Annotated in this window: 15 protein-coding genes; 3 read left to right on the top strand and 12 right to left on the bottom strand. The window is 41.5% G+C overall.

From position 1 onward, the window contains the following. Window positions 1–20: 20 nt before the first annotated feature. Window positions 21–359, bottom strand: a complete 339-nt coding sequence (locus ACFQ0V_RS07915; RefSeq protein WP_381011998.1) for a hypothetical protein — start codon at window positions 357–359, stop codon at window positions 21–23. Between the two features lie 4 nt (window positions 360–363). After that, window positions 364–1,275 (bottom strand): LysR family transcriptional regulator, encoded by a 912-nt coding sequence (locus ACFQ0V_RS07910; protein WP_381011996.1) that lies wholly within the window; start codon window positions 1,273–1,275, stop codon window positions 364–366. 128 nt (window positions 1,276–1,403) lie between these two features. Between ACFQ0V_RS07910 and ACFQ0V_RS07905 the strand changes: the two genes are divergently transcribed. Beyond that, window positions 1,404–2,381 carry a DMT family transporter gene (locus ACFQ0V_RS07905; RefSeq protein ID WP_381011993.1) on the top strand — a complete coding sequence of 326 codons (978 nt, stop codon included), beginning with the start codon at window positions 1,404–1,406 and terminating at the stop codon, window positions 2,379–2,381. A gap of 42 nt (window positions 2,382–2,423) precedes the next feature. Here ACFQ0V_RS07905 and ACFQ0V_RS07900 read toward each other — a convergent pair whose 3' ends face one another. Continuing rightward, on the bottom strand, window positions 2,424–2,885 hold the full coding sequence (locus ACFQ0V_RS07900) for a methylated-DNA--[protein]-cysteine S-methyltransferase (protein WP_381011990.1): 462 nt from the start codon (window positions 2,883–2,885) through the stop codon (window positions 2,424–2,426). 128 nt (window positions 2,886–3,013) lie between these two features. Here ACFQ0V_RS07900 and ACFQ0V_RS07895 point away from each other — a divergent pair, with 128 nt between their 5' ends. Then, complete coding sequence (locus tag ACFQ0V_RS07895; protein WP_381011987.1) at window positions 3,014–3,955, top strand: hypothetical protein; 942 nt, start codon at window positions 3,014–3,016, stop codon at window positions 3,953–3,955. A 46-nt stretch (window positions 3,956–4,001) separates the two neighbouring features. Here ACFQ0V_RS07895 and ACFQ0V_RS07890 read toward each other — a convergent pair whose 3' ends face one another. The 5 genes from ACFQ0V_RS07890 to ACFQ0V_RS07870 form a co-directional block, all read right to left on the bottom strand. Then, window positions 4,002–5,822 (bottom strand): hypothetical protein, encoded by a 1,821-nt coding sequence (locus ACFQ0V_RS07890; protein ID WP_381011984.1) that lies wholly within the window; start codon window positions 5,820–5,822, stop codon window positions 4,002–4,004. After that, entirely contained in the window at window positions 5,806–7,812 is a 2,007-nt protein-coding gene (locus ACFQ0V_RS07885; RefSeq protein WP_381011982.1) for an McrB family protein, read from the bottom strand. The genes ACFQ0V_RS07890 and ACFQ0V_RS07885 overlap by 17 nt, the downstream gene beginning before the upstream one ends. Next, on the bottom strand, window positions 7,790–9,043 hold the full coding sequence (locus tag ACFQ0V_RS07880; protein WP_381011979.1) for a hypothetical protein: 1,254 nt from the start codon (window positions 9,041–9,043) through the stop codon (window positions 7,790–7,792). The genes ACFQ0V_RS07885 and ACFQ0V_RS07880 overlap by 23 nt, the downstream gene beginning before the upstream one ends. A 206-nt stretch (window positions 9,044–9,249) precedes the next feature. Further along, window positions 9,250–11,457 carry an RNA degradosome polyphosphate kinase gene (locus ACFQ0V_RS07875; RefSeq protein ID WP_381011976.1) on the bottom strand — a complete coding sequence of 736 codons (2,208 nt, stop codon included), beginning with the start codon at window positions 11,455–11,457 and terminating at the stop codon, window positions 9,250–9,252. Window positions 11,458–11,568: 111 nt separating this feature from the next. Next, complete coding sequence (locus ACFQ0V_RS07870; RefSeq protein ID WP_381011973.1) at window positions 11,569–13,092, bottom strand: Ppx/GppA phosphatase family protein; 1,524 nt, start codon at window positions 13,090–13,092, stop codon at window positions 11,569–11,571. Between the two features lie 109 nt (window positions 13,093–13,201). Between ACFQ0V_RS07870 and ACFQ0V_RS07865 the strand changes: the two genes are divergently transcribed. Next, the gene (locus tag ACFQ0V_RS07865; protein WP_381011971.1) at window positions 13,202–13,957 is read left to right on the top strand and encodes a polyphosphate kinase 2 family protein; all 756 of its coding nucleotides are present in this window, start codon (window positions 13,202–13,204) and stop codon (window positions 13,955–13,957) included. A 51-nt stretch (window positions 13,958–14,008) separates the two neighbouring features. Here the strand turns inward: ACFQ0V_RS07865 and ACFQ0V_RS07860 are convergent, their stop codons facing one another. The 4 genes from ACFQ0V_RS07860 to ACFQ0V_RS07845 all read right to left on the bottom strand — a co-directional run bounded on the left by ACFQ0V_RS07860 (window position 14,009) and on the right by ACFQ0V_RS07845 (window position 17,388). Continuing rightward, window positions 14,009–14,977 (bottom strand): ribonucleotide-diphosphate reductase subunit beta, encoded by a 969-nt coding sequence (locus tag ACFQ0V_RS07860; protein WP_381011968.1) that lies wholly within the window; start codon window positions 14,975–14,977, stop codon window positions 14,009–14,011. Window positions 14,978–15,054: 77 nt separating this feature from the next. Next, window positions 15,055–15,588: a hypothetical protein gene (locus ACFQ0V_RS07855; RefSeq protein WP_381011965.1), complete on the bottom strand. Its 534-nt coding sequence runs from the start codon at window positions 15,586–15,588 to the stop codon at window positions 15,055–15,057. Next, the gene (locus ACFQ0V_RS07850; protein ID WP_381011962.1) at window positions 15,581–16,030 is read right to left on the bottom strand and encodes a macro domain-containing protein; all 450 of its coding nucleotides are present in this window, start codon (window positions 16,028–16,030) and stop codon (window positions 15,581–15,583) included. Before ACFQ0V_RS07850 ends, ACFQ0V_RS07855 begins: the two co-directional genes overlap by 8 nt. 62 nt (window positions 16,031–16,092) lie before the next feature. Continuing rightward, entirely contained in the window at window positions 16,093–17,388 is a 1,296-nt protein-coding gene (locus ACFQ0V_RS07845) for a Na+/H+ antiporter family protein (protein ID WP_381011959.1), read from the bottom strand. Between the last annotated feature and the right edge of the window lie 44 nt (window positions 17,389–17,432).

The raw sequence follows: 17,432 nt of genomic DNA, 5'->3' as shown, positions 1-17,432 counted from the left end.
TTTTACGAGGAAGCGTTTTTTTATGAGCCGATGAGCGCTTCTCCTGCGCCTCCACCCATTAAAGCGTCCAATTCATCACGCACTTCTTGAATGCGCTCTTGAACACCTGGCATATTCGGTTCTGTCGCCGCAAGGAGCAATAATTGTTGAAGCAACTCCTGATAATAAGCGATCAGTCGCTTCTTTTCTTCCGCTGACATCGCATTCACTTGACGTGTTGCAGTCGACGGATCGACAGCATTCCCCTTCGTTGTTAAGCGCGTTTGTAACGTTTCATGAAAAGAAACTTCTGTGCGCGAGCGAGTTTGTTCTACTCGACTCTCTCCTCGTCCTAATGGCACATGTGGCATAATTTTCATATTCTCACCCCTCCGTAATATCGGATAATTTCAACGGTTGTTGAGAGGTGAGAAGACGTTCGCGAATTTCATCGATCGTTTCAATTAATTTTTGCAGAGCAGGTGTGACGTATTGAGATTTCCGATAAATGAATACCGTTGAGATTTTACTATATTGTTTCGGTAACTCGTAATAATACAAATAGCCATCTTCGATATATCGTTCCGCTACTTCATACGGAATGTAGGCGATGCCGAGCCCTGAAATAACCGAGTTAATCATCGTTTCAAGCGTTCCGAGTTCCATCGTTTTGCTCGGTACTTCCCCTTGGTCAAAAAACCATTCATTCAACTTCGCACGGTACATACACCCTTCACTGAAACGAATGATCGGTTCTTGCATAATTTCATCGAGAGAGCGGTCTTTTTTATTCGAAATGATGACAAGTTTCTCATCGAACACTTCCACTTGTTCTAATTGCGGGTCGTTGATCATATTGCTTTTCGTCACGAAAGCCCCGTCCAATTTATAATCGAGCACTTCATCACGCAGTTGTGCTGTCACCCCTGTCGATAACGTAAGGTCGACTTGTTCGTAACGTTTAATGTACGTCGCTAATATTAACGGCAATTCAATTACCGTTTCGACAGACGCGATTTTCAACTCTCCTCCGACTAAATCTTGATTCGACGCGATCATTTGCATTTTTTCGGATAGCGAAATCATTTGTTGCACGTACGGAATGAGTGCCTTTCCTTCATTCGTCAATGAAACCCCTTTCGGATGTCGGCGAAAAAGTTGTACATTTAGATCTTTTTCTAATTTTTGAATGCGGGATGTAATATTCGATTGCGCGTAGTTTAAACGATGTGCCGCTTGGTTAATACTGCCGCAGTTCGCCACTTCTTGAAATATACGTAAATCTCGAATGTTCACGTGAACTCCTCCTAGATATCTCACTTTGAGATATGTAATATCTTTAACAATCATTTTACACGATATGAAGAATATTGTTAAATAGAAAGTAAGTTGAACATATCCATTCGAGATAGGAGATAGATAAAATGCGTAACAATATTTTTGTAGGAGCACTTTTAGCGATCATTGCCAGCGCTTCTTGGGGCGCGATGTTCCCCGTTGCGAACGACGCGTTTTTACACATTGACCCGTTTTATTTCACAATTATTCGGTATTTACCTGTTGCCCTCATTTTAAGCATTTCGCTTTGGATGGTGGAAGGAAAAGAAGCTTTCAAAACAGAAGGAAATGGATTCCGGATTTGGTTTTTCGGAACGATGGGCTTCACCGTCTATAATTTGTTCATTTTCTGGGGACAAAATATGCTTGGCGATTCAGGCGTCGTCCTCGCTTCGATTATGGAATCTCTCGCACCAATTATTTCGGTATTGATCGTTTGGGGCTTATATAAACAACGCCCTCACACTTTCACGATGTTTACAGTCGTCGGCGCGTTCGTCGGTGTGTTGCTCGTCGTGACGAACGGTGACTTCTTATCATTGTTCGGACCAGGCCGTCTCATCCCGTTCATCATTTTATTAATCGCAGCGGGCGGTTGGGCATTTTATACGATCGGTGGAAGTGTGTTCCCTCGTTGGACGGTTCTCCGTTACTCGGCATTGAGCGTCTTGTACGGAACACTTACAGCGACAGTCGTTGTCATTCTTTCTAGCATCGTCGGTTGGATAGACGTCCCGACGATTGCGGAAGTGTACACGGTTCGTTATCATATGTTATTCATGATTTTCATCCCAGGTTTACTCGCTTTAATTTTCTGGAACCAAGCGGTCGTTATTTTAAAACCGATCAATGCGATTTTATTCATTAACGTCGCACCAGTAACGACAATTATCATCCGCGTCCTACAAGGATATACGGTGAGCTTCTATGAAATTGCAGGTGTACTCATCGTATCTGCGATGATCATTGCGAATAACTTATATCAGCGCTATTTATTGCAACATGAGAAAAGAAAGCACGTCTCTTTAAAAAATAAAACACAAACGGCTTCTTCTCTTCAATAAAAAAATCCCGTAACTTCGCGCCACACGAAGTTTACGGGTTTTTTACAATATGCGATAATCGCGTTCATGACGGAGTAACTGTTGTTCGATTGCGCGTGCTCCAGAAAACACTTCCTGCCCATCATCTACGACGCGATGTGTTGGAACGATGAGCCACAATCCATTATGTAATAGGGCACGTTTCACCGCCTGTACCGCTTCGGGCTTTTCAATAAAAGCGGCAACTTGTTGAATTGTTCGTGTTTCACCGTACGGAATGAGCATAATCGCTTCAAAAATATCCGCTTGAATATCGGTTAATTCGAAGGCCGAAGCGAGCTCAAATTCCATACGCTCCCCTGCAAAATAACTGAGCACTTGCTGTTCAGCTAATTGTAAAATCGCAGCGTTTTGAGAAATTTGCTTCACTCTCGGCATGTCAATCGGGGCGAGCCACGTAATTTTACGCTCTAACGTTTGGACGACCCATGGACCAATCGGGGTTTCTATTATTTTTTCATACATCATCGTTCTCTCCTTTCCTTTACTATCGTATCATTTGGCATTTTTTGAAGAACAATTTCATATTTGTATTTACTTTCCTACTCTTTTCGTGCATGATAAAAGGACTATATAACTGGGGGGATTTTCTAATGAGGAAACTCTTTTTATTCGCACTCATTTTATTATTAACAGCCTGTCAATCATCGACGTATAAATCGATGATTGAAACAGGCGAAGAACAGTTTGCAGCAGGTGAATATCGTGTCGCTCTAACGATGTTTGAAAAAGCACTGTCTGAAAAAAATACTGACGAAGTGAAGGAATGGATGAACTGGACGAAAGCGATGCTTGAAGGGCAACAGTTAATCGAAGAAGAACGTTGGGAAGAAGCACAACTTTTCTTTGAAGAACTTCAAAAACGACCAGCTACCGTACTCAATCCGACCATTCATCAAAATATCGGAAAAAAAGAGCGTCAACAAATTGCACAAGCATTAGAAGAACCTGACCTCGTCGCAGAAGCGCTCGCGATTGAAGACGATGGGAAACGATTCGAGCAAATCGAACATTTATTAACGAATGAAGCGACGAACTTAAAAGCAGAACAGCTCGATTCATTAAAACGTGAACAACAAGCAATTTTAGATGAAGCACAACGTATGGCAGACGAAAAAACGAAAGAGACCGCGAACCAAAGACAAGCGACAATTGATCATATGGAAACGCAAGTGAACGGTCAAGCTTATATCGATAAAGTAGTCGGTACTATTATTCAAGCATTTGAAGATGGGTCTCCTACTTTACAGCCGTATATGAATACGTTGTCTCATTATTTAATGAACCCTGTGCTCAGTGATTACGCAAAATATTACGCGAACGGCCAAATTTGTTATGGGTGCGACATGGAAATTATTCCAGGCCAATATGATCCTTTAAAATTTATGCGCTACGGTGATGTTTCGCCTGCAGGAGATTATGTTTATGTCGAGTATTCAACGTATAGCGATTGGCATGGATATTCCGAGTACCGCTTCCGTTATCAGTTAGACGGAAAACGCTGGAAAATCGCTGACATTAGAGGAATTAACTAAATGAAAACGCATGACACTGCCAAACGAGACAAATGTCATGCGTTTTTTAATCATATAACCACTGTTCCAACCGTTCTATTAGTTCATCAGTTCCGACAGCTAGAGCCCCTTCTTGTTCAGGATGTGGATGATACTTCAAAAATGTTCCGTCACCTGTTTCTAGTGTATACGGTTCTTCTGTTTCTCCTGGATAGACGCAAATCACATCACGAACCGCATGATGCGTAAATTTCGTCTTGCCTTCTGCTTTTCTCACATGTTTAATCATCCAGTATTCACACATTTGACGCATCGGATCGGTCTTTCCTGTCTCGACATATAAATTGTTTAACGGACGATATTTCACTTCAATGATGAAGGATGAACGATAAGTCCATTCACCTTCGCGCATTCGTTCTTCATCCAGTCGAATATCAGGCTTACGATGCGTCCCTCCGCTAAAGAAATGACTGCTTTCACGCAAAGCATCTTTCTCATCGTCCGCAATCATTTCATCATACGTTACGACAACACGGCGGTCGCCTTTCGTCAAGACCACTTTCGCTCCTTCTTGTAAACCTTCAGCCATCACATACTGCGCTAACTGTTCTTCCAAAGATTGCTCTAATATAAAATCTAACTGTTGAAGAAGAGCAATCGTATGGAAATACATATAATACTCATATAACAGAGCAGTCGGCTTCACGACGGCTTGATACCCTCTTCTTCTTTGCTTTGTCGCAGAAGGACGCTGCATAAGTAATTGATGAAACTGTTGGTAAGCTGCTTCTCGATGCAAGCGAATCGTCCTCGGAATCGCTTCGTCAACGAGACGCCAAAAAGGAGAATGAAGCAGTTGTTGCAAACGATGTAAGGAGCGTGTCACGTCCATTAAATAACGAGAGAAAAGCTCGCTTTCCTCTTCCCATTGCTGTTGTTCAATGCGATTCGTTTCGTACGTTTTGTCAGAACGAATAATTTCTTTTGCTGATACACGTTCATTGCGAGTGAGTCGACGTTTACGTTCTTTTAATTGACTCACTTTCATTTCAATCCTTTCACTTTGCGCTTCGCGACGATGAACTTCGACGACTAACATATCGTGCACCGCTTGCAATTGAGCGAACAATTGGCGCAACTGATATTTCACGTAGCGATTCGCTTCATCATTCGGATTAATCTTAAACTTACGGTTATAGTAGCGTGATTGCGGGGCAAGTTTCCCTTTCGGTGATTGCGTATAACGCGCACTGCGCGCATCTTGCTTTTTCGGTTGTTGTTCGAGCACGTAGTATCGAGTAAGCCTCTGTTCACTCACACGTTCGATTTGGTAAATGACTTGAAAAAGAGCGTGCTGATTTTGTTCAAACCATTGGAAAAATGACCAATTTGTATGTTCTCCATTTGGTTTTTCAGCTGTGCGTCGACCTATTTTCCGAAAATGTGCATCCGTCACGAGTCCTTCGATAGAAGACTCAATACATTGATTCATTTGTTCATATTGCTTTAAATTAAGCGTTTTCGGCCGCACTCGAAATGTCCCATACCAACGTTTCTCTCCGTCTGATATTTCAAATGAGTATGAACCGCAACGCCACGGATATCGTTCATTGCGTGTCGCTCCGAATAAAACTTCCTCTTCCCCTTGTTCCATCTGGAAGCGTCGCAAACCCTCTTCCTTTCCTTTTCCGAGCATCCCCCACGTAATATGAAGAGGTTGCGCACTGCTTGTTAATTGAAGCGTAATCATTACGAGCTCTTCTACTTCATACGTATGTTGCCGATCTTCCCATCTCGTTTCACTCAACGTCGTGATCGGAATTTTGCGCTGTCCTTTTCCTTCGAGAATGTTTAACTCAAAAGGGAGTGCACTATTTTGCATAGCCATACAACATCAACTCTTTCGCTTTACTTTGAAGCTCCGCTATCGTTTTTTCAAAAGTTGATATATTTTGAGCTTGTTCTGTTTCGAATAATTCAGTTAATAGCCCAGAATAGTAGTCGTCTCCTTCCACATATCCGACGAGTGGTTCGACATAGGACGCTAAACCATTCACTTTCGGTAAAATACGTTGACTCACTTGCAAATCAAAAGCGCGGGCACGAGAAAGAATCGGCTCATCTTCCACAATCGGAATATTCGCTAAAAATTGTGCCATTCCTAACACCGTTCGGAACGAGATTCCACGATTTTCATCTTGTTCGCTCATGAGCTCGTGCATTAAGTCTAATAGTTGGACTTCATCTTCCAACAATAAAGTTAATGGATGTTGTACTTGCGTTCTCCAATCATTTCGATAGCGAGATGTCGTTACTTCCATCGCAGTAAACGTTGGATAATTCGCTACTTGTTCCGCCAATAAAAAGGCTTCTTGGAATGAAAGTTTTTGAGGGACGATCATATTCGTTCGGTCTAATAGACGATCCGAAAATTCTTTCGTCGTCTCATCAAAGTTTACCGTTCCGACAAAAATAACATTCGAACCGATATGAATACGGGATGGATGTGTCGCACATGGTTGATCTTCCATCGGCTGATACAATGTTAAATAACGATTGTCTTCTTCGATTTCTAATAGCGAAATAAACGGACTAAACCAGTGCTCCACTTGAGATAAGTTCATCTCGTCAAAAATGACTAAGTGAAGCTCTTCGGAATGACGCTCTGCTCGCATGAGTAAGCGGACGAGTCCTGTCTCACTTTCATAATATTGCCCTGTCGTCGGATTGAAATATCCGAGCACATCACTCGGCTCGTGATACGAAGGTGAAATCGGGACGAGTAATAATCGCTCATCATACGTTAAATTCAAAGTCTCCCCGTACAGTTTCGCCATTTGTGATTTTCCCGTTCCTGACATCCCACCGAGTACCGTCAGTAAATTCGTCTTCGCGCTAATATGGAATGACAAAAGATCTTCTTCTGTCCAATACAAGCCTCGATTTGTCGCATTCTTTTGCAACTGTTGAATAAATGCTAACTCATCTTCTTTCGCTGCGGCACTGACGATATGAACTGGACGTTGCGGCACTGTTTTTTCAACAGCTACACTCTTAGGAGACGAACTGAATTCGACAACATTTGACGATGATGTTCGCTGTTGACGTAAATTTTTCTTGTTCTTTTCAAATTGTTCCACGAGTTGCTCGTAATTAGACTGCGGAATAAAATAAAGCGCTTGATTAATGCGTAAGTCAACCATCTGTTGGAATGACTCCGCCAGTTCTTCCGTATACCAAATATGTGACTCTTCATTGGATAAATAGGTCGTCGCATTGAGCGTCTGTTTCAACTCTGTCTGATAAATTGTGCCTTCTGCATATATGTACGGAGCAGGCGGACAAAGTTTCGGATACTCTTTTAATGTAAATGGTTTTTGTTCTAATAAAATCGTTTCAAATTCTTTTTTCCCTTCTCCTAATTTCATCTCAGGACCCGGAATGACTTGATAACTGTCGGCAGGTTCACAATCTTCAATCATATACAATTCCGCAAAAATCATTTCAGAACGATAATTTTCATTGAGACGAAAAGCGATTAATTTATTTTCCAATCCTTCACGAAGTGTTTTAATTTTTTCAGTATGGGCGAGTTTGTCGAGATTAAACCACGCATTCAACATGTCGGTATTATTATAACTAATCGTGTTCCCGGTGATGACGCGATGATTGTATTCAAAGCAGGAAGATATTTCGCTCGGAATGGGAGATAAGCATTTAATATGAAATTGAATGACCGTTTCATGCATATCTTTAAAATAAATCGGATCTCGTTCAATCATACTTGCCATATCTTCTGTTGTCGCTAAACGGCCTACATATAATAGTTCCTGTGCTTGTTTTTCTATCGTTGGATTAATCTTTTTTAATAGTTTCATAACGCAATTCACTCTCCAAATAATAAATAATCGTACGCACCATCGCAGGGAATGAGCCACTAATAAATCGCATCATCACAGACTGCGCTCGGTGCTCTACTTCAAACATTTGTTTCGAAGATAAACAGTGTTGGTCGATGAAATAAACCGCCTGCTCATCCGCCTCTTCCAATAGTCGGTTTAACTCATCATACGTTTCATAATGCAAAATTTGAGACGGGTCGACATACGATGTCCACTGTTCTTTCGGACGATTCGTTACGACATATAAATGGTCTCGTTCAATTAAGCGGATTGATGATTGGCGTAACTGCTCTCTCAATTGTTCAACTTCTTCTTCTAACACATCATGCGCTCGTTCAATTTCTTTTAATTTTTGTAATTCTGTCGCCAGTTGTTTCGCTTCTTTTTCCTTCTTTTCTAATTGTACTTCTAGCTGTTCAGAGCTTTCCAAAGCATCTTTCAACTCTTGTAATACATCCAAAAACTTGTGCTTCGACTCAAAGCGTTCGGTTAGTGCGAGTGTCACAAGGTCTGTTAACAATAAACGATAAAAGGCTTCTCGATCCGCTTCCTCCTCTAATAACAATTCATCATAATCGTAATAAAATGCTCGAATATAATGGCCTTCCCCTGGTGAGTAAGCGGTTTCTAATAGTTCAGATATTGTCATTTTGACATCTTCTTCTGCTGCTTCCTCTTCTTCCTCCTCTTGTAAATACAATTCATAAAAACGGTCGACTTTGTTCTTTAATTGATTGTCGTTAATATTGGAGACCATTTGTAAAATTTCTTTATTTTCCACTTGAACTATGTTTTCTAACGGTGGGCGCTTTGCCTTCATGTTCGCATCGATGACCTCCCGCTTTTCCTCGAATAGTTCTGGATATTTCATAAAAAATAAAATGAGCTTTTCATCATCTTTCATATCTTCTGCCATGTTCAATTTTGTAAAAAATTCATCCACTGTCAGTTCGGCATATTTCTCCATCTCCGACTCTGATATTTTTTCTAAATACGCATATGAACTTTTCATATGCCGAATTTGGTCACGGGCAGCTTTCCGAATAATTGGTTCTGGTGCTTTTATATATTTATTTTTTGAAAAACCTTGAATTGTTCCACCTGTCGCAACAATTAAATTGATCAACCCTTCTTTCCTTAAATAATGGTATAAGTAATCTTTTAAAAATACATGTGCTCGTTTTTCATCTTTTACGCTTTTTTCCATTGTTTTCAACTCCTTTTTATTAGTATATCGAATGAATGAGACATAATAATGTACTCAATCTTTCGGCCTATTTATTGTAACACGTCAGACGCAAAAAAATCGCAACCCCCCATTTATTTACTAAAATGAGGGAATTGCGACTTTTTTTATTCAATGCGAGCTGTTCGCCTTCGCATTAGCCAATTTTTTAGCCAATGCAGAGCTTTTCAAAACGGGCTCTTCACTTTATTTTTACGAATATCTGTCAATGCTTGCGAAGATGCAGTCGCGTTGCGTTTTGCGCGGTCGTACAATACTTCTTGGCTATTGATCACTTGCTCTCCTGCTTTGCGTGGAACGTAATGATACGTGCCATCTGCCGCTTGCTCACGCGCTTTTACGTTGTCTGACCAGATGAGGTCGAGCCAGTCGATAATGCGGTCGCGTAAATGCGGTTTTAAAATCGGGAACAAAATTTCAACACGACGGTCCATGTTGCGTGTCATCATGTCCGCTGAAGATAAGTACACTTTCTCATCCCCATTGTTATGGAAATAGAAAATGCGCGTATGTTCGAGGAAACGACCGACGATACTGCGAACAGTAATGTTTTCACTAATGCCCGGAATGCCTGGACGCAAGCAACAAATGCCTCGCACAATCAAATCAATTTTCACTCCTGCGCGTGATGCTTCGTACATTTTCATAATGAGCGCCTTGTCGGACAGTGAGTTCATTTTCGCTATGATATGTCCATTGCCATGCTTTTTATGATGTTCTATCTCTTTTTCCATCAGTTCGATAAACTTTTTACGAATGTCGAGTGGTGAAACGATTAAATGATTGTATTTCGGTTTCTTCATATAGCCACTTAAATGGTTGAAGAAGTTCGTCGCATCTTCCCCGATCTCTTCATTCGTTGTGATGAGTCCGAGATCTGTGTAAATACGTGCTGTCGCGTCGTTGTAGTTCCCTGTTCCGAGGTGCACGAAGCGCTCAATTTTATTGTTGCGACGGCGAACGATCAATGAAATTTTACTGTGCGTCTTTAAGTAAATAATGCCGTAAATGACGTGACACCCAGCTTTTTCAAGTTCGCGTGCCCATTGGACGTTATTTTCTTCATCGAAGCGCGCTTTTAACTCAAGTAATACCGTCACTTGTTTGCCGTTTTCCGCTGCGCGTTTTAAACTTTTAATAATCGGTGAATTTCCGCTGACACGATAAAGCGTTTGTTTAATCGCTAATACGTCAGGATGTTCCGCTGCACGTGCAATCAATTCGACGACCGGATCGAACGATTCATACGGATGGTGAAGTAATAAATCTTCTTCAAGCGCTGCATCAAGCACGTTTTGGCCCGCTACTAAATCTTGTGGCACTTGCGGTGGGTGCGGTGCGTCTGCCAATGTCGGATGCGTCTCTTTTAACGCGCCGTAAAACGAGAATAAAAATGTCAAATCGAGTGGCGCTTCATAAAAATACGTATGTTTACGCTCAACTTCTAATTTCTCAATTAAGAAGTTGACGATCGTATCATTTTTATTATCTCCTTGAATTTCAAGACGAACTGCCGCGCCCCATTGACGTTTGCGCAATTCTTGTTCGATTTCTGCGAGTAAGTCTTGCGCTCCTTCTTCGTGAATCGTCAAGTCTGCATTGCGTGTAATACGGAAAGCTGTGACAGACGTTACTTGGAAACCTTTAAACAATTTATGAATGAAATGACTAAGAATATCTTCCAACAACACGAAAACGCGCTTCGTTTCCGTCTCATCTTCTGCTGGAATTTCGATGTAACGTTTCAATACAGAAGGAACTTGGACGATCGATAACTTCTCATCATCTGTCGCATCTCCTTGTTTTTTAGACGGTTTGTTTCCAACTGTAATCGCTAAGTTTAACGATTTATTTAACAATTTCGGAAACGGACGATGCGCATCGATGACCATCGGCGTGAGTACAGGGAAAATATGCTCATCGAAATGTTGCTCTAAATAGCGCACATCTTCCTTCTCCAGTTCTTCCATTTTCAAAACGTGAATGTTGTAATCTTTCAACTTCGGTACTAAAGATAAGTACGTATCGTTTTGGATTTCGACATGTTTATGTAACACATCTGAGATCGCATTCAACTGTGCTCGCGGTGTCATTCCTGCTTTGTTTTCTGGAATGTTGTATCCCGCATGAATTTGGTCGAACAAGCTCGCTACACGCACCATGAAAAACTCATCTAAGTTCGATTCGTAAATCGCTAAAAACTTCAAACGTTCTAAAAAAGCATTGCGTTCATCCATCGCTTCTTCCAATACGCGCAAGTTAAAATTTAACCAACTAATTTCGCGGTTATTGTAATAAAGCGTGTTATTTAAGTCAACCTCTTCTTCCACTTTTACAAGTTCTTGTTTCTCATTCGTTAATTGTGTCGTTTCCACGTCATCGCTCTCCTTTATTTAAAATTCAAATAATTTCCTATTCTTTAGTATAACAATATAGTACCAAAGAATCTATTTCATTTCTGTGAATTTTCGTAAATTTCTTGTAAATTACAACTTTTCTACAAAATTCGGGGAGATTACTACGTTAAATTGTTTTTCTAAATGTTTTTTCTGTCTGTTAAAATGATATTTTTCCGCCATGATGGAACATTCATAAATAATTTTAGCTTCCCATTGTGATTCTTTCGGCTCACTAATGATAATCATTTTAACGTGGGATGTTTTCGTACGGTCTAACGTTTGTGCCACTTTCAAAATCGCACCGAGCGCTGCATAACGGTGGAGCTCTTCTTCTGTAAACCATGGGGAGAACGGTTCTGCATATTGATTGAAAAGCCTACGATTTTTAAACGAGGCAATGAGCGCAATCGCAATTCGCTCTTTTTGTGACAAGCCAAGTAGTGTATAATGTGAAACGAGGAAGAAAGTCATGTTACTCGTTTCAGCATCCGCTTTTTTACCTAAGTTGAAAATTGGCGTAGCAAGTCTCAGCAAACGTTCATCTGAAGAATCGAAGACGGGACGTAGGTGATTAACCTCATGGAATAGTTGTAGAGCAAGTCGACGTAAGTCATCTTCTTGTTGGTTCCCAATATAGAAGCGACTTTTCAATTCATACAAACTCTCTTCAATTAATTCATCACTTTGCTCTTCTGTCTTCCCTTGCATTTCGTAAAGGAGACCATCACGTAGCCCGCGATTACTAATGATCCACGTCGACGTACCGACCGTTTCACACAATGCGATAAATGTTGCGATTGCAGGTTGTAACGTATCTGCTCGTTCTTTATCGATGACGTCCATCTTCTGCAAACTGGATAAGCTTTGCTCGGAAATGACTTCTTCTACTTTACGCAATTGCTTAACGGTCATTTCGTAATGGTGAAGTTCGTCGAGTGGGTAGTCGACAATTTGTTGATATACACGACCGATATTTCGAGCACTGCCACCGATTGCGATGACAGGTACTTGCAAGTTTTGTAACCAGTCAAGTGAAGCAAACTGTTCAGCTAAAAATTGTTTCATACGCTTCTGTTCTTTCGCTGTGAGCATTTCATCTGAAATATATTCCATTTTTAAAGAGAGCGCTCCAAAATGAAAACTATGATAATTTTTCATTTTGCCATCTTTGAAATACGTAATTTCCGTACTGCCCCCACCTATATCAATCGTCACAGCTTCTTGCAAGCTAATGGAATGATGAACGGCGAAATATCCGTAGTACGCTTCTTCGTAATCACTAAGCAAACGGATTTCAATATTTGTTTCCGCTTTCACACGAGCGAGTACATCGTCGCAATTTTCTGCGAGTCGCAGAGAAGCAGTCGCAACCGCTACACATTCATCCGCACCATAATGGTCGACGATTTTCATGAATTCATGTAATGTAGAGACGAGGATATTTATTCCTTCTTCGGATAAATTTCCCTCTTTATCAAAACGTGAGCGGAGTCGAGCGGTTTCTTTAATGTTCTCGATACATTCATAACTGTATCGGTCTTGTCTTTTTTCATAAATGACGAGTCGAATCGTATTGGATCCGATGTCGATAATACTGATTTTGTGAGACATAGTTAGCACCTTCCTCAATTCATAACGCCTTACATATACCCTGAATGGGTTGTTACAAATCATAATCGATTTTTCAACATATGACAAATACAACATGGAGGTTTTTAACATGCATTTAACATTACAAGATGTAGATTTATCAAAAAAGTTATCAAAAAAAGAGTATAAAGCACAGTTGAAACATTACCAATTCGAATTACTCAAATTACAACAGACGTTTTATTTAAACGATATTCCTGCAGTATTCGCTTTTGAAGGATGGGACGCAGCAGGAAAAGGTGGAGCGATTAAACGTTTAACAGAGCGACTCGACCCACGCGGTTACAAAGTGCATCCGACCGCTGCACCGACGACTGAAGAAAAGAGTCAACATTATTTACAACGCTTTTGGCGCAATTTACCACGTTACGGTGGAATCGCGATTTTCGACCGTTCTTGGTACGGCCGTGTTCTCGTCGAGCGCATCGAAGGTTTCGCAACAGAGGATGAATGGCAACGTGCATATGGACAAATTAACGATTTCGAAAAAATGTTAACAGACGAAAAGTTCCTCGTTTTGAAGTTTTGGTTCCATGTGAGTAAAGAAGAACAACTCGCACGTTTTAAGAGCCGTGAAGAAGATCCCTTCCGTCGTTGGAAATTAACAGAAGAAGATTGGCGCAACCGCGAACAATGGGATGCGTATGAAGAAGCTGTAGACGATATGTTTGCGAAAACGAATACCAAAAATGCTCCTTGGTACATCGTCGAAGGTAATCAAAAACGCTATGCGCGCGTTCGCACATTACAACTCATTACATATGCAATGCGTAAACACCTTGAAAAATTAAATATTCCAGTCGCACACGATCATTTGCAAAAATAATAAAAAACTTCCTCCTAAATAAAAAAGGAGGAAGTTTTTTCGTTTTACATATTACAAATCGTCAAAGCCGTCTAAGTCGAAGCCGACACTTTCTTGCTTCGGTGCTTCGTCTGTCGATTCGAATGTCGTATACTTATCGATCCAAGCGAGTGGATTCGATGTTTCTTGATACATTTCCGTAACCCCAAGTACCCGACAAACACGATTCGCACGGTAACGAATATATGACTCTAAATCTTCTCGTGCAACGTCGTCTTTTTCTAATTCGACTTCTTCACGAATGAGTTCTTTTACGTACGGGTGGATGTCTAATTTGTCGATACCACTCTCTTGAAGCGCTGTACGGAACAGTTCGCCGATAAATTTCAACTGCGCGAGGCGGTCGCGATGGATGAGACCGACGAGTTCACTCACTGACTTCATTTCGCCACGCTCTGTCATTTCATACGTCGTGACGAAACGTGTGTAATATTGCATTCCTTTAAATACCGCTAAGTAAGCGAGCGCTTCTAAAATGTGACGTTCTGTCGGTTCTTTTTGCAGCTTTTCATACTGTTCTTTTGCGCGGAGACGACGTTTTGAAAGGACGTCATTGTCAACGCGTAACACTTCTGCTTGTTCTTCTTCACCTGCTAAATGGCCGATCGCATAGTTGAGCGCATGGTTATGCTCACTGTTTTGGTCGTACATCGTCGCAAACACACTCGTGACAGACGGGTCTGTCGTATAATCCGCTACGAGCGATGAGAGATCGATTTGTTGTTCGTTATGGTGCGCAAGTAGCGCGAGTGTTTCGAGCACAGCATCGCGGTGCGCATACGTTGGAAATACTCGACCATCCGCGCTCATATCGACTTCTGCTGCAATCCAAAAGTTCGCACGTACTTCTTCTCGAAGTTCGTAAAAGTGCGGATATTTCAAGTCATTCCAATTCAAAATTCCTGAAGCTTCTCCACCGAATAATTTCGTCGCACGGTTCGGGTCGACTGGATTAATAATTTTGGCACGTTGTAATTCCATATAAGTCCTGTCTCCTTTAAATCATTTCCCTCTCAGTTCTCTCCGAATAGGGTCTGCTTTTTATTATGAGTGAAAAATCATAATATATCAATGAGTTTTAACCCGACGTACTTTGCATGAAATGATCGTCTGAACCATTCTTCCCACGTAAACGTGTAACGTTTTCCCCAACTCGATATCGTTAAACCTCGTTCATTGGAGGCTGTGATCGTCACCCAATGGTAGCGCAGCATTTTAATCGGATGCCACCAATGGAGAACGACGACAAATTGTCCTCGCGCTAAACTATATTCGATAAACTGGCGCAACGCTCGTTCATCCGTATGATGAGGTTTGCTCATGTGGAGTCTACAGCCTTGCGAATGTGCGAGTTTTTGCATATGACGCAACCAACTATGCATCGAAGGCATCCCCCACCATTTCGGCTTCATTTGACGAAATACAGCTCCCATGCGAACAGCCGCTTGTCGCTCAGTCACTCGCTCTTCTTGCAATAAAACATTCGTAGCTGCCGCAACACCACAAGCACGCGCTGCCCAAAATGGCGTCGTTTCCCCATATGTCGCAAGCCAATTTTGATTCGTGCCGTACGCCCCTTCAATATTACGCATCGTGAAATGGCGGAACGTGAATATAAATATGTAAAGGGAGATCTTGTAAGTAACGCTCCATCAATTGACGCACATCTTCCCAGACGAGGCCTCCTAAGCCCGATCCTAATTGAGGAAATGAAATTGATTGAATCGGATAGTTTTCGTAAGTCGCGACAAATGTTTTCAATCCCGCTTCGATGTACGCAAGTTTCGACAAATTTTGATAATGCGCTTTCGTCGGAAAATTGACGAGCCAATAATCATCCGATTCATACCAATGCAACATGCCGACACGTAAATCGCCCTCTTCGCACAATTGCACGTACTCTTCTTCCATCTTCGGATAACGCTCTGCGAACAATTTCGCAAGTCCTGCACCCATTACACCGACCGTATTGACAGGATTGACGATCGCATCCGCCTTACTTTTAAAAATGTCCAAATTAACATATTCAATCATTTCTTCATCCCCTTCTCACTCTCTCTTCATATTTTCACACGGTTCTGCTTCCATTTCAAATATTACCCTAAAACGACTGCCGCTACGAGTCCAATTAAGAAGAGTGGAATATTGTAATGTACGAAAGTCGGGACACATGTATCCCATATGTGGTGATGGGTTCCGTCAGCATTCAATCCAGCTGTCGGTCCAAGCGTCGAGTCACTCGCTGGTGAACCCGCATCTCCTAGCGCAGAAGCAGTACCGATTAAAACAGCCGCTAGTGTAACCGAAATTCCCGCTTCTAAAAAGACCGGAATGTACAATGTCGCTAAAATTGGAATTGTCGCAAACGACGAACCGATTCCGAGCGTGATGATGAGACCAATCGATAATAAGAAAAAAGCGATAATAAATGGCGACGTTCCTGTAATCGTTAACGTCCATTCAACGAGCTCGTTCACATGTCCCGTCTCTTTCAAAACGTTCGCATATCCACCTGCAATGAGCATGACGAAAGCGATAAAGCCCATCATCGCAATCCCTTCTTGGACGACTTCATCCCCACGCGCAGCCGGTACAACTTGTGCGATAAATAAAATGATAATACCTGTAAGCGCCCCTAAAATGAGCGAATCTTGCCAAATTTGTACAGTGAGTGCCCCGATAATCGCAAGAATCGTCAACGTATGATGAATATTCCATTTCTCCACCGCTTCAGGCTGTTCTAATTTACGAATCGGCTCTTTAGGTTCTACTTGCTTGCGATACGTAATAAATACAGCGATAAACAAACCGATGATCATCGCCGCTCCAGGAAATAACATCGCAACGGAAACTGTCGACTTCGCAATTGGCATTCCATTCTCATCCATCGCTTCTTTAATTAAAGTTTGATACAGAAGTCCGTAACCGACAGGGATTGTAATATACGGAAACTTCAAGCCGAATGTTAAAGCGCTCGCTACTGCACGACGATCAATTTTCATCTCATTGAATACGTGAAGTAATGGCGGAATTAAAATCGGAATGAATGCGATATGAACGGGAATTAAGTTTTGTGAAAAACTCGCAATGAACGCAAGCATTAAAATGAGTGCAAAACGACGATTCGGAAACACTTTTCTTAAAAATTGAACGAGCAGCGACATAATGCCAGACAGTCCAATCATGACCGCAAACATCCCGAGTAAGACGTAGCTGAGTGCCGTTCCTGACTTATCTCCCATTCCATTCACCATCAATGTCGTCGCGTCACTAATTGGGATTCCCGCAACGAGTCCAGCTGTTAATGATGCGAAGATGAGTGAGAAAATGACATTAACTCGCAATAAACTTAAAACGAGCATGACGATGACACTAATTAATACAGCATTCATTTTAATTCCCCCTTTATACTTTAGTGCTTTACTAGACTAAATTA

The organism is Savagea faecisuis (genome assembly GCF_042675605.1).
In the GTDB taxonomy this organism is placed as follows: domain Bacteria; phylum Bacillota; class Bacilli; order Bacillales_A; family Planococcaceae; genus Savagea; species Savagea faecisuis.
The sequence above is the reverse complement of the archived record's forward strand: the minus strand, read 5'-3'. Positions and strand labels throughout refer to the sequence as shown.

Bases quoted from the DNA above. Each gene is read 5' to 3' on its own strand.
- ACFQ0V_RS07915 (WP_381011998.1), bottom strand. From the start codon at position 359: ATGAAAATTATGCCACATGTGCCATTAGGACGAGGAGAGAGTCGAGTA.
- ACFQ0V_RS07905 (WP_381011993.1), top strand. From the start codon at position 1,404: ATGCGTAACAATATTTTTGTAGGAGCACTTTTAGCGATCATTGCCAGC.
- ACFQ0V_RS07900 (WP_381011990.1), bottom strand. From the start codon at position 2,885: ATGTATGAAAAAATAATAGAAACCCCGATTGGTCCATGGGTCGTCCAA.
- ACFQ0V_RS07895 (WP_381011987.1), top strand. From the start codon at position 3,014: ATGAGGAAACTCTTTTTATTCGCACTCATTTTATTATTAACAGCCTGT.
- ACFQ0V_RS07890 (WP_381011984.1), bottom strand. From the start codon at position 5,822: ATGGCTATGCAAAATAGTGCACTCCCTTTTGAGTTAAACATTCTCGAA.
- ACFQ0V_RS07885 (WP_381011982.1), bottom strand. From the start codon at position 7,812: ATGAAACTATTAAAAAAGATTAATCCAACGATAGAAAAACAAGCACAG.
- ACFQ0V_RS07880 (WP_381011979.1), bottom strand. From the start codon at position 9,043: ATGGAAAAAAGCGTAAAAGATGAAAAACGAGCACATGTATTTTTAAAA.
- ACFQ0V_RS07870 (WP_381011973.1), bottom strand. From the start codon at position 13,092: ATGTCTCACAAAATCAGTATTATCGACATCGGATCCAATACGATTCGA.
- ACFQ0V_RS07865 (WP_381011971.1), top strand. From the start codon at position 13,202: ATGCATTTAACATTACAAGATGTAGATTTATCAAAAAAGTTATCAAAA.
- ACFQ0V_RS07860 (WP_381011968.1), bottom strand. From the start codon at position 14,977: ATGGAATTACAACGTGCCAAAATTATTAATCCAGTCGACCCGAACCGT.
- ACFQ0V_RS07855 (WP_381011965.1), bottom strand. From the start codon at position 15,588: ATGCGTAATATTGAAGGGGCGTACGGCACGAATCAAAATTGGCTTGCG.
- ACFQ0V_RS07850 (WP_381011962.1), bottom strand. From the start codon at position 16,030: ATGATTGAATATGTTAATTTGGACATTTTTAAAAGTAAGGCGGATGCG.
- ACFQ0V_RS07845 (WP_381011959.1), bottom strand. From the start codon at position 17,388: ATGAATGCTGTATTAATTAGTGTCATCGTCATGCTCGTTTTAAGTTTA.